The sequence below is a fragment of the Pseudomonas sp. genome (assembly GCF_036387035.1).
Classification (GTDB): domain Bacteria; phylum Pseudomonadota; class Gammaproteobacteria; order Pseudomonadales; family Pseudomonadaceae; genus Aquipseudomonas.
In genome coordinates, this window is record NZ_DASVUM010000157.1 from 1 (window position 1) to 13,556 (window position 13,556).

The window sequence follows — 13,556 nt, forward strand, 5'->3', positions numbered from 1 at the left end:
CTTCAGCGCGGCGTGCAATTTGCGCAACACCCGAGGCAATTCTTGAAGTGGCACGTGGAACAGCGAGGCATTGGCGAAGATGCCGTCGAAACGCTCAGTGGGCAGATTCAGCTCAAGGAAGTTTTGATGAAGCACTTCGCAGCCACTGTCCTGGCGAGCCATCTCGGCGAAGCGTTCCGAGCCATCCAAGCCGGTGGCGATGTGGCCCAGGGCCGTGAACGTTTGCAAATCACGGCCTGGCCCGCAGCCAAAATCGAGGATATGGAACGGTGCAGGCGCAATGATATTGCGCAGCAGCGCATCAATGTTCTGGCTCACATCGTGGTGGCGTGTCCCTTCGCGAAAGTCTTCAGCGACGTCGTTGTAATTGCCGAGGGTAGTGGCCGTGATCTGGGCGAGGTCTTCTGTGTCGAGTTTCATGGGGCGAGTGTCTGGGCGAATAAGGCCGCCAATATACCGCGCTCACGGACTTCAACGCCGCTCTGGCATCAGATTCGCGCCCGACGTTAAGGATAGGCACGGGCACGAGACAGCAGGTGCGATCTCATGCATGACACCTAACTCTTTCCCGGCTGAAGCCGGTCCCACCAAGTGCATGCGGTCAGTCAGTGGGACCGGCTTAAGTCGGCGAGGCGCCCTCTGATCAACGCTTGTTCAGCCGCAACGCCAATCGATCTCCGCCCAACTGAATCACAGCCACCAGTATCACCAACAGTACGATCACGGTGAGCATCACTTGCGTGTCGAATCGCTGATAACCGTAGCGGTACGCGATGTCGCCCAGGCCACCCGCGCCAATGGCACCGGCCATGGCTGATGAATTGATCATCGTCACGAGGGTGATGGTAAAACCGCCAACAATGCCCGGCAGTGCTTCGGGCAGCAGCACGTGCCAGACGATGTGCCAGCGACGGCAGCCCATTGCTTGTGCCGCTTCAATCAGCCCGTGGTCGACTTCGCGCAGGCTGACTTCCGCGATACGCGCAAAGAATGGCGTCGCCGCGATCGTCAGGGGCACCACCGCGGCCCATACGCCGTAGGTCGTGCCGACGATCAGCCGCGTGAACGGGATCAGCGCGACCATCAGAATCAGGAACGGTACGGAACGGAAGATGTTCACGAACGCGCCCAGCACCCGATTCACATTGGGCGCTTCAAAGATCCCGCCTTTGCCGCTGGTGACCAGAACAACCGCCAGCGGAATGCCCAGTATCAACGCAATCAGCGACGACACGCCCACCATCAAAAAGGTGTCGATGACGCCTTGCCACAGACGATCAAGCCACATAACCCAACACCTCCGCGTGGTGCGCGTGTTTGCGCGCGACATCGAGAAGTTCCTGCGCCGACCACGGCGAGTCAGCCACCGCCAGCAGGAGATGACCCAGGGCGCGCCCTTGAATGCGCTCGACGCCGCCGTGCAGCAAACTGACCCGCCCACCAAACGCGCTGAACAACGCTGACAAGTCAGGCTCCCTGGCGTCGCTGCCGGTGAAGTGCAGGTCCAGCACAACGCTGGCGTGCTGCTCGGAAGGGTGCGCCTGCAAGCGCGCTTGAAGGTCCTCCGGCAGGGCGTGTTGCAGCGGCGCCAGCAGCGTCTTGCTTACCTCATGCCGGGGGTTGCCGAACACTTGCCAGACCGGGCCTTGCTCGACCACTTCGCCTTTTTCCAGCACGACCACCCGGTCGCAAATTTCCCGAATCACGGCCATTTCATGAGTGATCAAAATGATCGTCAGGCCCAGGCGCCGATTGATCTCGCGCAGCAGCCCGAGAATCGATTGGGTGGTCTCCGGATCGAGGGCTGAAGTCGCTTCGTCACAGAGCAGGATGGCCGGATCATGCACCAGCGCCCGGGCGATGCCGACCCGCTGCTTCTGGCCTCCAGACAACTGTGCCGGATACGTTTTGTGCTTGCCCTCCAGTCCCACCAATTCCAGCAGCTCGGCGACTTTGCGCTGGCGCTGTTCCTTGGGCACGCCGGCGACCTTCAGCGGCAATTCGACGTTCTGCCACACCGTTTTGGCCGACATCAGGTTGAAATGCTGAAAGATCATGCCGATGCGTCGGCGCAACTCCACCAGTTTGTCTTCGTTGAACTCGCCAATGTCGATCTGATCGATCAGCACCCGCCCGCTGCTGGGTTTTTCCAGCCGGTTGATGGTGCGGATCAGCGAAGACTTGCCTGCGCCGCTGCGGCCGATGATGCCGAACACCTCTGCGCGCTGGATATCCAGATCGATTCCTTGAAGCGCCGGCACCGGTCCTTGCTCACCTTGATAGACCTTGCCCAGATTGATGAAGCGCACGTGGGCGTTTTGCTTCTCTGGATGCAGGGCTGCCTGCTCGGCGGCATGCGGGGCAGCACCGCCGAGCGGTAAAATGCGTTGCGCGGATGCAGTCATGATCAGTTCTTCCAGCCGACCTGGTACAGCGTGCCGTTGACCTTATCCAGCGAGGCCCGCACGACCGGGGAGTGTTGGTAGATGTCGATGAATTTCGCCAGACGCGGGTCATCCTTGTGGTCGGGCTTGATGACGAACTGAATCACGTATTCCGGGTGGTCGAGGCCGTCGAACAGGATCGCCGAGCCGGCATCGAAGGTTTTCGACAGACGGATGTAGGCCGGGTAGCCCTGCACCAGGTCGGCATCGTCATAAGCGCGCACCAGTTGCACCGCTTCGACCTGAATCAGTTTGATCTTCTTGGGGTTGGCGGTGATGTCGTCTTCGGTGGCCTTGTAACCCACGCCCGGTTTCAGCGTAATCAAGCCGGCCTTGGCCAACAGCTGCAGGCCTCGGCCGCTGTTGATCGGGTCGTTGGCGATGGCCACGGTGGCGCCAGTCGGCAGCTCATCGAAGCTTTTGTACTTCTTCGAATACAGCCCGACATTGTTGATGATGCCGGGCGCATACGGCACCAGGTCAAAACCCGACGCCGCTTTCGCGTTTTCCAGAAACGGAATGTGCTGGAAGTAATTCACGTCGATATCGCCGGCGTTGAGGCTGACGTTGGGCGCAATCCAGTCGGTGAACTCCACCAACTCGACCTTCAGGCCCTGTTTCTCCGCCTCGGCGACAGCGGCTTCCAATGGGATGGCGAATGCCGCCGTGGTGCCGACTTTGAGCGGTTGATCGGCGGCTTGGGTGACGCCGCAAAACAGGCCCAGGGACAGCGCGAGGGAGAGAAGGGTTTTGGTCATGGGGTATCCGGTTCAGTGGTCTGGTTTAGATGTTTGGGTATTTGTAAGGCCGTCTCGCAAGCAAGCTCACGCCTGCAATGGGGGATGAGCCCTGAAACTTGCCCCCGCGTGCCGTTCCGGCAGCCTTGCGTTGCCGTCTTCAAACAGCTTCTCGCGCAGGGTGCCGTGCTCATAAGCGGTCTTGTACGAGCCGCGTCGTTGCAATTCCGGGATCACCAGCTCGATAAAGTCTTCGTAGCTCTCCGGGGTGACGATGCGGGTCAGGTTGAAACCGTCCAGACCGGTTTCGGCGATCCACGATTCCAGCTCATCGGCCACCTGTTCAGGCGAACCGATCAGCGTGATGTAACGGCCGCCCAATGCGTGCTGATCGAGCAGTTTCTGACGGGTCCAGTCGTTGTTCTTGAGCACCTTGGTCGCCGATTGAATGGCATTGCCTTTCACATGCTGGATCGGCTCATCCAGTTCGTATTCGGCGAAGTCGATGCCGGTGGACGCGGCAAAATGCGCAAGCCCTGCCTCGGCGCTGGCATAGGTCAGGTATTCGGCATGCTTGTCCCGCGCGGCTTCTTCGGTGGCACCGACGATGACGTTGAGCCCCATGAACACCTTGATGTCATCGGGATTGCGCCCGGCGGCCACGGCACTGGCGCGGACCTTGTCGACCTGCTCCCGCGTTGCGGGCTTGTTTTGCGCACTGATAAACACGCACTCGGCGTTGCTGCCGGCGAACTGCAAACCGCGCTCTGAACTGCCCGCCTGAAACAACACCGGCGTACGCTGCGGCGACGGCTCGCACAGGTGATAACCCTCCACCTGATAGAACTCGCCGCTGTGCCGCACGTAATGGACCTTCTCCGGCTGGGCATAAACGCGTGCCTGCCGATCCTCGATCACCGCATCGTCCTCCCAGCTGCCTTCCCAGAGTTTGTACAAAACCTCCAGGTATTCGTCGGCCTGGTCATAGCGGCGGTCATGTTCGATCTGCTCGGTCAGGCCCATGGCGCGCGCGGCGCTGTCCAGGTACCCGGTGACGATGTTCCAGCCCACCCGTCCGCGCGTCAGGTGGTCCAGCGTCGACATGCGACGGGCGAACAGATACGGCGCCTCGTAGGTGAGGTTGGCGGTCAGGCCGAAGCCGAGGTTGTTCGTGACTGCGGCCATGGCCGATACGAGCAGCAACGGATCATTCACCGGGAGCTGGATCGACTCTTTCAGCGTCACATCAACGGAATGTTGGTAAACGTCATAGACCCCGACGATGTCCGCGATGAACAGACCGTCGAACAAGCCACGCTCCAGCAACTTCGCCAGGTTCGTCCAGTAGTCGAGGGTCTTGTATTGGGTCGACGTGTCCCGCGGGTGCGTCCAGAAACCGTGATTGATGTGGCCGATGCAGTTCATGTTGAACGCGTTGAGGAGGATCTTTTTCTTGCTCATCAGATCGTCCCCCGGCGTGGCGGGTTGACGTCGTTCAGGTAGTAATTGCCGATGGCGTGGTACTTCCAGCGCACAGGGTCGTGCAACGTGTGTACTCGCGCGTTGCGCCAGTGGCGGTCAAGCCCGTGCTCTGCCAGCGTGGCTTGAGAGCCGGCCAGTTCAAACAAGGTGCTGCCGGCTTCCAGAGAGATTTCGGTGCTGATTGCCCGTGCTTCCGCCACGGCAATCGATGCCTGGGCCAGGCGCTCTGGCGTGGTCTCGGCCTGGGCTTGATCAAGGTATTCACCTGAACGTTCGAGCAAGGCTTCGGCCGCGTGCAGGCGGATGCCGAGCTTGCCGAAGCTGTGAAGCGTCAGCGGGTCATCCACCGCTTTTTCGATGCCTGAATCGATCCAGGGCCGCGTGCGGGTGCGCACGAAATGCAGCGCGTCTTCAAAGGCGGCGCGGGCAATGCCGGTGTCGATGGCGGCATGGAGGATCTGCGCCAGCGGGCCGACCGTGGTCGGGCGCTCGAAGGCGGTTTGAAACGGCACCACGTCGTCGGCCCCCACATACACGTTATCGAACACTACCGAGCCGCTGCCTGTGGTGCGCTGGCCGAAGCCGCTCCAATCGTCGATCACGCTTAGCCCCGCTGCGTCCGCGGGCACAAATGCCAGCTGTTGCACGCCGTTGTCATCGACCACCGAGGTCGGTATGCGTTGGGCGTAAAGGGCGCCGGTGGCGTAGAACTTACGGCCGTTGATGCGCCAGCCGTTACCGTCGCGGCTCAGTCGGGTGGTGCGGTCGTGAGCGGTTTTGGTGCCCAGCTCCGCCAGCGCGTTACCGAAGCGCTGACCGGCGAGCACCTCGGCGTACAGTCGCGCCTGCTGCGCCGGGCTGCCGTTCACCCGCAGCACTTCCAGTGCGTAGAAATGGTTCTGCGGAATCTGCCCCAGCGAAGCGTCGGCGGCCGAGACGATACGAATAACCTCGGCCAGGGTCACATTGGACACACCGGCGCCGCCGTAGGCTTTCGGTACGCTGATGCCCCACAGGCCCGAGCGGGAAAACGCTTGCAGCTCCTCGTGCGGCAGACGGCGTTCGCGATCACGCGTGGCGCTCTGTTGTTTGAAATCTTCCGCCAGGGTGCGGGCGATGTGCAGCGCCTCGGCATCGTCGCGAATGATCGCGGTCACCGTGGTCGCCTGAGTGTTACGCGGCAAGGTTTGAAGGCTCATAGGTGAGTTTCCAGTGGTCTGGTTATATCCAGGAATGACGGGCGGGCAGGGTGCCGTTGAGGTGCCAGGCGCCGACAGCGTGCACCTTCCAGCGCACCGGGTCGTGGAGGGTGTGAACCCGCGCATTGCGCCAGTGACGATCCAGATTGAATTCAGCCAGCGTTGCGCGACTCCCGGACAGCTCGAACAGCTTTTCGCTGGCCTGCAGCGCGATTTGCGTGGTCAGTACCTTGGCTTCAGCCACCACGATGGAGGCTCGCGCCGCCGACGACTCGTCGATAGGGGCGGCGGCAATGTCATCCAGCACGCGCCCGGCCTTGCGCAGCAGCGCTTCGGCGGCGTGCAGTTCCAGTTTCAGTTTGCCGATGTCGGCGATCACATACGGATCGTCACTGGCGCGCTCGACCTGGGCGTCAATCCAAGGCCGCGAACGCTCGCGCACAAACTGAATGCTGTCGTCGATGGCTTCCCGGGCGATGCCTGCATCAATGGCCGCTTGAATCAGCTGCGAGACTGCGCCCTGAATGTTCGGCGTCAGGCCAAGCTTCCAGTTATCAACGACCAGCTCACCGGTCACCCGTACGTTCTCCAGTAGCACGCTGCCGCTGGCGGTGGTGCGCTGGCCGAAGCCGGACCAGTCGTCAATGATGTGCAGGCCCGGCGTCCCGCGTGGCACGAAGACCAGGACTTGGTTGCCGTCGTCATTGATCGCCTTGACCGCGACCCAATGGGCGAACAACGCGCCAGTCGAATAGAACTTGCGCCCGTTGAGCAAAAATTGATCACCGTCTGCGGTCAGCCGTGTCCGGATGTCCAGGGTGTTTTTGGTCCCGCGCTCGGGGCCGCCATTGCCGATGCGTGCGCCCCCGAGAATGCTCGCGAAAAGGGTTTCTTTCTGGGCCTCGGTGGCGCTGCCGACCAAGGAATTGAGAATGCCGAAGTGGTTTTGCGGAATCTGGCCCACGGCAGGATCGGCCGCCGACAGGATGGCGAACACCTCCGCCACGGTCACGAATGACACCTGCGGTCCGCCGTACGCGCGCGGTATTGAGATGCCGCCGAGGCCGCTGCGGGCAAATAGCTCGATTTCTGACCACGGTAGTTGCCGCTCGCGGTCTCGAGTGGCGGCGTGCGTGCGCACGGTGGCCGCCAGCTCACGGGCCGCAGCAATGGCGTCGGCGTCGTCGCGCAACAGGTTGGCTGGGTGCAGGGGAGGAGCCACGTCCAGGGTGTGCTGGACTGAAAGGGCGCTCAGATCAGTCATGGTGGTGACCTTCACGAGCGCGAGCACTGGGGTCGTTGTGCTTAACCATTCGAACCTCGAATCAATACCGCAGTGGCGGCGAGAAAATTGACGATGGTCCGGTGGTCCGGTGCATATACCCTAAGCGTGTATAAAAATTAAATAAACTCGCATTTGGGAATAAGCATAGAAGGCGAAATGGCGTTTGCCGTCGCCAGTCCCGTGGCTTGTGCGTAGGTCAGGCAGGAGCCGAAGGCCAGCGCCAGAATCATGTACCTGGCAATACGTCTGCAATGCATGGCTAACACCTCAAGAAGGGTTTACCGCAGGCTAGCAGCCTGTTTTCCCGAAGCGAGGGAGAAGCCGTAGGACGCAGTTGCAGATGCTGTGGGAGGTTTCTTCGGTGTCGCTGATGTGTGAAGCCCTTCACGATCGCAAGTGGGAAGGCGGCAGACGTATCGCGGCGCCAATGATGCGCCGCGACAGTGCCCAGGACAGGTCCGATATCAAGCGTCGGCCTCATCGGTAATGCCGGTCGATACATTGACCAACCGCGCCGGCGCCCAGCGCGAGTTATTGCCCACCCGGTCAATCACACAGTAGCTCACCTCCAGATGCGGATCATCGCCCGCCTCCCGCACCAACGCGGCCGGCACGTGAACATCAATGGGCATGCCGACCTCTTCATCGGTGAGCGCAGGCAGGTCCAGACGCCTGTCACCCCAGCGCAAGGTGATCTCATCGTAGGCGTCCATGTTGGGGTAAGCGTCGATGGTGAGCTGGACACCCTCATCGAAGTGGCGAGCAGTCAAACCGTCCAGCATGACCGACTCGGCGAACGTCACCGGCGCCAGTCCCTGGTTCTCATCGCCCTCGCCACTGACCAATTGACCGCCAGGAGTCTCCAGTTTGACCCACAGCTTGGCGCCAGGGGACTTGATGGGTTCGCTGCCAATTTTGGTGACGCGATAGTAGGTCTTCACTTTTCCACTTCGCAGAAAACTTTCGGGTACATGTAGGACTGATGTATGTCCAATGTCGGACTCCGACAGAAGTTTTGAGGCGGCATAACAGCCTCCCCAAAACAGTTCAATCAAGTCGCCACAGTCCATCTCTGGATAAGGATCAATGTGTACTCGCAGGTCGGTTGCTGCCAAGGCACCAATACCGTGCTTGTTCGATTGCGGCAGATACGGGGCCATCAGTGGAAAAGACTGCGTCACTACAGGGGTATGGATCATCGTTAATACTCTTCGAATGTAGGCCTGGTTCAAGGCATGTCAGGTGGCTTGTTCGTCGCCATTGCTGCGTGGAGATGCTTGGCACTAGTACACGCCGGGATGCGCAGACATGGCAAACATTACAAATGGTGGTAATTAGAGAGTTGCTGTCTTGGCCAGAAAACAAGTTGGGAGCGTTTTTAGCTAATTGTGTTGCGGTGTTTGTGTCAACGAGATTTGAATTATTAAATTGTGTCTGGCTTAAATGCAGAAGATTCCTACACTCAAGCATTGCTTATGGGAATGGAGCTGCGGCGGAGGTCCTACCTGACCGGCCAGCGCTGGGGTTAGGCGGCCAGCGAGCCGATAAAAAAGTGTGTGATGGAGTTATTTGTGGGCGGGTAAAGGGTCAATCAACGTTGCGAACAAGCGGCCGGTGGAAGAGGCCGACTTATTGAATAAATAGATGGAACGGACCGGTTGGCTGGCGTTGAAACAGTAGGGCTTTTAGTGAATCAACGCTTTGCCAAATATTAACGGAAAAGAAAACGGCGCCTGTTGGCGCCGTTTTGAACACATAACGTTTCGGACTAATTCCTGCTGCGCTCAAGAAACTGCCTTGTGCGTTCTTCTTTAGGGTTGGCGAACAGTTCTTTGGCCTCACCCTGTTCAACAATCACGCCCTTGTCGATAAAGATCACTCGGTTTGCGACGTCCCGCGCGAAGCTCATCTCGTGGGTGACGATCACCATCGTGCGTTTTTCCAGAGCCAAGGCGTGAATGGTATTGAGCACCTCGCCCACCAACTCGGGATCAAGCGCCGACGTGGGCTCATCAAACAGAATGACTTCGGGCTCCATGGCCAACGCACGGGCAATCGCCACGCGCTGCTGTTGGCCACCGGACAGACGACGCGGGTAAGCGTCTTCTTTGCCCGCAAGGCCGACTTTGGCCAGCAGCACGCGGCCCAGCTCAATGGCCTGCTCGCGCGGCATCTTCTTGACCACGGTCGGGCCTTCGATCACGTTTTCCAGCGCAGTGCGATGGGGGAACAGATTGAAGTTCTGGAAGACAAACCCGACATGCTGGCGCAATTGCCGGATCAGGCCCTGCTGCTGACCCAACGGGCGACTCAAATCGACTTTGATATCACCCACGACAATGCTGCCACTGGTGGGCACTTCCAGGAGATTCAAGCAGCGCAACAGCGTGGTTTTGCCCGATCCGCTGGGGCCGATGATTGCCACCACTTCGCCCGGCTCGACCGTCAGGTCAATGCCCTTGAGGACTTCGTTGCCCTTGAATTGCTTGGTCAGTTTTTCAACCGTGATCATGCCTCAGGACTCCACATCGTGGCGGTTGGCCCGTGCTTCCAGGCGATTTTGAAAATGCGCCAGAATGCTGCACAGCACCCAATAGATCACCGCAACGGTGAAATACATGGTGAAAATCTCCAGCGTACGCGAGGAGATCAGCTGCGCCTGGCGGAACACTTCGGGCACCTGAATGGTGGCGGCCATTGCCGTGTCCTTGACCAGTGAAATAAAGCTGTTGCCCAGTGGCGGCAACGCGGTGCGTGCAGCTTGCGGGAGGATGGCGCGGCGCATGGTCTGGGCGCGCGTCATGCCGATGCTCGCGGCGGCTTCCCACTGCCCTCGGTCCACCGAACCGATCGCGGCCCGAAGGATTTCGCAGGCATACGCGGCCATGTTCAGCGACAAGCCGATGAGCGCTGCGGTAATCGCATCCAGTTCGATGCCCAGGTCCGGCAGGCCGTAATAGATCATGAACAGCTGGACGAGAAGCGGCGTGCCCCGAAAGAACGACACGTAGACCCTGGCGACGGCACTGATGGCCCAGATCTTCGACAAACGCATCAGCGCCAGGCCGAAGCCCAGCACCAATCCGAAAAACATCGATCCCAGGCTCAAGCCCACCGTGTAATACGCGCCCTTGAGCAGGAAGGGCGCGGAGTCCAGCGCGAGCTGAAGGCTCTCTGGGATCATTTGGTCACGTCAGCCTTGAAGTACTTGTCCGACAGCTTGGCGAGGGTGCCGTCGGCGCGCAGCTTTTCGATGGCTTTGTTGATGGCATCCAGCAACTCAGGCTCGCCCTTGCGCAAGGCGATACCCGACTCCTGACGAGAGAACGGTTCGCCGGAAACGGCCAGCTTGTCCTTGGTTTTGGCAACCAGTTCCAGTGCCGCGAGACGGTCGACAAGGATGGCGTCGATGCGGCCCACACGCAGGTCCTGGTATTTGGTCGGATCATCGTCGTAGGTTTTGACGATCGCGTCCGGCACGTTGGCTTTCAGCCACTCTTCGTAGTTGGTGCCCAGACCGACGCCGACTTTCTTGCCTTTCAGATCGGCCGCGGTTTTGATCACGCCGACGTCCTTGGTCTGCACCAGCGCCTGGATGCCCGAGACGGTGTAGGGTTCGGAAAAGTCGTACTTCTTCTTGCGCTCGTCGGAAATGGTCACCTGATTGACCACGACGTCCAGACGTTTGGACTCCAGCGCCGCCAGAATGCCGGCCCACGGCGTGGCTTGCAGCTTGACCTTGACCCCAAGCTCCTTGGCCAGTGCTTCAGAGAACTCCACTTCAAAGCCGGTCAGTTTGCCGTCTTCGCCCACAAAGCTGAACGGTGGATAAGTGCCTTCCAGGCCGACGTTGAGGGTGCCGTTCTTTTTGATCGTAGCCAACTGATCGCCAGCGACCGCCTGGCTGGCCAGACCGGTACCCAGCACGAGGCTGAAGGCCGACAACAGAAAGGTGCGGCGGATTGCAGACATGTTCATGAAAGTCCCCTGTTTTAATTGGAATGTCAGGCAAGTATCAGACCTGACGAAGCTACGTTGGCATCACGGGTTTATCCAGCTTTTTCAGTCGCCTGCGGGCCTGTGCGCGCCGGCTGGCGGCGATCATAAGACCCGTGCGTAGAGATGAAAAATAATAAAAAGCGGATTGCTTATCTATTTTTAGAATATAGCGCTCGCCCAATACCCTGAGCGTGGCGTAACCCAGGCTTCATAGCGTCGAGAAGACATCGTTGTAAGCAAACAACGCAGGCGCGCCGCCGGTATGGAGAAATACGATGGGGCCGTCTTCGAAACGCTGACGGCCAATGCCGTCGAGCAGTCCGGCCATGGCCTTGCCGGTGTAGACCGGGTCAAGCAGCAGCCCTTCATGGCTGGCCACCAGCCGAATCGCCGCCAATGTGCCGGCGTTCGGTTCGCCATATCGCGGGCCGAAGTATTCATCCCACAGCTGCACCTTGAACCCGGCGGGCAATGGTTCGCCCAGTAGCTCAGCGGTTTGCTCGGCCAAGCCCTGAACCTTGGGCGCCTGGGTTTCCTCCGGGCGCGATACGGTCACGCCGATCACCGGCAGCCCGGGCAATTCCTCGGCTAGGGCCAATGCCAGTCCGCTGTGGGTGCCAGCACTGCCGGAGGCGAGAACGACGGCTGCGAACGACAGGCTGCTTTGCTTGATCTGCTCTGCCAGTTCAAAACCGGCCCGCACATAACCCAGTGCGCCGAGCGCATTCGAACCGCCGATCGGTACGAGGTAGGGCTTCTTGCCGCTCAGGCGCAATCGGCTCGCCAGGGCTTGCAGTTGCTCATCGGCGTTGTCGAGGTTTTCGACCTGTTCGACCTTGGCATCGAATAAATCCAGCAAGAGTCGATTGCCATTGCCCAGGTAATTGCTGTCGTCGGTCGCGATCGGGTTTTCCAGCAGGGCGACACAGCCCAGGCCAAGCCTGGCAGCCAGGGCAGCGGTCTGGCGCACGTGGTTGGACTGAATGGCGCCTGCGGTGATCAGCGTGTCACATCCCTGGGCCAGAGCATCAGCCGCGAGGTATTCCAGCTTGCGCAGCTTGTTGCCGCCCATGGCAAGCGGCGTGATGTCGTCGCGTTTGACGTAAATGTCACGACCGGCCCACGCCGATAGGCGCTCGAGCTTTTCCAGTGGCGTCGGGCCGCCGAGCAGTTCCAGACGGTTAAAATGGGCGAGCTGTTGTTTGATCATGGTCGTGTGGACAGGTCCGCAAGTGAGTCGCAGGACTATAGGCAGACGCTTCTTACAGGGCAACAGGCCTTGATCCTTCATCCCCTAAAGAGAAGCCCCACGAAAATTGTTATTTTTTTGCCGCGAATGGATGCCGTAGAGTGATTCCACTTCGGCCTCACAGCCTGACTCGCCGTTGAATGAAGGAGAAACCTGCGTGAGCACTATTCCCGAACTGTCCCCTGAATCCTGCGCCGAGGGCGTGACCGGCCACTGGCAACTGCAGCGGATTGTGGGTGAGTTGCGCGCTGCGCGTGATGACTGGCGCACCAGCAACGGCCGAATCAGCGGAGAGAAGGGCGGCCGTGAGCTGCCTTCGCGCGAAGCCATGCACGACATTCTCGGCGCGCTGTGCGGCGCGCTGTTTCCGATGCGGCTGGGCCCCGTGGACCTGCGCGAAGAGAGTGAAGACTTCTACGTGGGATACACCCTCGACGTGGCCTTGAATTCGCTGCTCGATCAGGCGCGGCTCGAACTGCGCTACGCCGCTCGGCAGAACGGCCAGGATGCCAGTTGCGCGGATGTGCATGCGGAACGGCTGATCCAGGATTTCGCCAGCGCGCTGCCGACGATTCGTCGCATCCTCGACACTGACGTGCTGGCCGCGTATCACGGTGACCCCGCCGCGCGCAGCGTGGATGAGGTGCTGCTCTGCTACCCGGGCATTCTGGCGGTGATTCACCATCGCCTGGCCCATCATCTGTATCACAACGGCTTGCCATTGCTGGCGCGCATCAGCGCCGAACTGGCCCACTCCGCCACCGGCATCGATATCCATCCCGGCGCGCAGATCGGCCCGAGCTTCTTCATTGATCACGGGACCGGCGTGGTGATTGGCGAGACTGCAATCATCGGTGAGCGCGTGCGCATTTATCAGGCCGTCACGCTGGGCGCAAAACGCTTCCCTTCCGATGAAGACGGGCAATTGCTCAAAGGGCACGCGCGCCACCCGATCGTTGAAGACGACGTGGTGATCTATGCCGGCGCCACGATTCTGGGCCGAATCACCATCGGCAAAGGCTCGACCATCGGCGGCAACGTGTGGCTAACGCGGGGCGTACCGCCGGGCAGCAACGTCAATCAAGCGAGTCTGCAGCACGATGACGGCTTTCCGAAGTAGCCCGTCATATCGCCAATTTCAGGGTGCGCATACTGGCCTCT

At 60.1% G+C, this 13,556-nt stretch carries 13 protein-coding genes; 1 reads left to right on the forward strand and 12 read right to left on the reverse strand.

The window, feature by feature from the left end:
• From VF672_RS15020 to VF672_RS15075, 12 genes are all read right to left on the reverse strand, one after another.
• A partial coding sequence (locus tag VF672_RS15020) for a class I SAM-dependent methyltransferase (RefSeq protein WP_331105365.1) occupies window positions 1-420 on the reverse strand: 420 nt, incomplete at its 3' end.
• Window positions 421-643: 223 nt separating this feature from the next.
• On the reverse strand, window positions 644-1,288 hold the full coding sequence (locus VF672_RS15025; RefSeq protein ID WP_331105366.1) for a methionine ABC transporter permease: 645 nt from the start codon (window positions 1,286-1,288) through the stop codon (window positions 644-646).
• Window positions 1,278-2,405, reverse strand: coding sequence for a methionine ABC transporter ATP-binding protein (locus VF672_RS15030; RefSeq protein WP_331105367.1), 1,128 nt, complete (start codon window positions 2,403-2,405; stop codon window positions 1,278-1,280). The genes VF672_RS15025 and VF672_RS15030 overlap by 11 nt, the downstream gene beginning before the upstream one ends.
• 2 nt (window positions 2,406-2,407) lie before the next feature.
• Window positions 2,408-3,202: a MetQ/NlpA family ABC transporter substrate-binding protein gene (locus tag VF672_RS15035; RefSeq protein WP_331105368.1), complete on the reverse strand. Its 795-nt coding sequence runs from the start codon at window positions 3,200-3,202 to the stop codon at window positions 2,408-2,410.
• 66 nt (window positions 3,203-3,268) lie between these two features.
• Entirely contained in the window at window positions 3,269-4,642 is a 1,374-nt protein-coding gene (locus tag VF672_RS15040) for an LLM class flavin-dependent oxidoreductase (protein ID WP_331105369.1), read from the reverse strand.
• Window positions 4,642-5,847 (reverse strand): SfnB family sulfur acquisition oxidoreductase, encoded by a 1,206-nt coding sequence (locus VF672_RS15045; protein ID WP_331105388.1) that lies wholly within the window; start codon window positions 5,845-5,847, stop codon window positions 4,642-4,644. Before VF672_RS15045 ends, VF672_RS15040 begins: the two co-directional genes overlap by 1 nt.
• A 37-nt stretch (window positions 5,848-5,884) precedes the next feature.
• Complete coding sequence (locus VF672_RS15050; protein ID WP_331105370.1) at window positions 5,885-7,126, reverse strand: SfnB family sulfur acquisition oxidoreductase; 1,242 nt, start codon at window positions 7,124-7,126, stop codon at window positions 5,885-5,887.
• 485 nt (window positions 7,127-7,611) lie between these two features.
• On the reverse strand, window positions 7,612-8,346 hold the full coding sequence (locus VF672_RS15055) for a hypothetical protein (protein ID WP_331105371.1): 735 nt from the start codon (window positions 8,344-8,346) through the stop codon (window positions 7,612-7,614).
• A 569-nt stretch (window positions 8,347-8,915) separates the two neighbouring features.
• Window positions 8,916-9,659: an L-cystine ABC transporter ATP-binding protein TcyN gene (tcyN, locus tag VF672_RS15060; protein WP_331105372.1), complete on the reverse strand. Its 744-nt coding sequence runs from the start codon at window positions 9,657-9,659 to the stop codon at window positions 8,916-8,918.
• Window positions 9,660-9,662: 3 nt separating this feature from the next.
• On the reverse strand, window positions 9,663-10,331 hold the full coding sequence (gene tcyL / locus VF672_RS15065) for a cystine ABC transporter permease (RefSeq protein WP_331105373.1): 669 nt from the start codon (window positions 10,329-10,331) through the stop codon (window positions 9,663-9,665).
• Entirely contained in the window at window positions 10,328-11,125 is a 798-nt protein-coding gene (gene tcyJ, locus VF672_RS15070; RefSeq protein WP_331105374.1) for a cystine ABC transporter substrate-binding protein, read from the reverse strand. Before tcyJ ends, tcyL begins: the two co-directional genes overlap by 4 nt.
• A gap of 229 nt (window positions 11,126-11,354) precedes the next feature.
• On the reverse strand, window positions 11,355-12,356 hold the full coding sequence (locus VF672_RS15075) for a D-cysteine desulfhydrase (RefSeq protein WP_331105375.1): 1,002 nt from the start codon (window positions 12,354-12,356) through the stop codon (window positions 11,355-11,357).
• A 214-nt stretch (window positions 12,357-12,570) separates the two neighbouring features.
• On the opposite strand from VF672_RS15075, the gene epsC reads away from it, so the two are divergent.
• The gene (gene epsC / locus VF672_RS15080) at window positions 12,571-13,515 is read left to right on the forward strand and encodes a serine O-acetyltransferase EpsC (protein ID WP_414705613.1); all 945 of its coding nucleotides are present in this window, start codon (window positions 12,571-12,573) and stop codon (window positions 13,513-13,515) included.
• The last annotated feature ends 41 nt before the right edge of the window (window positions 13,516-13,556 follow it).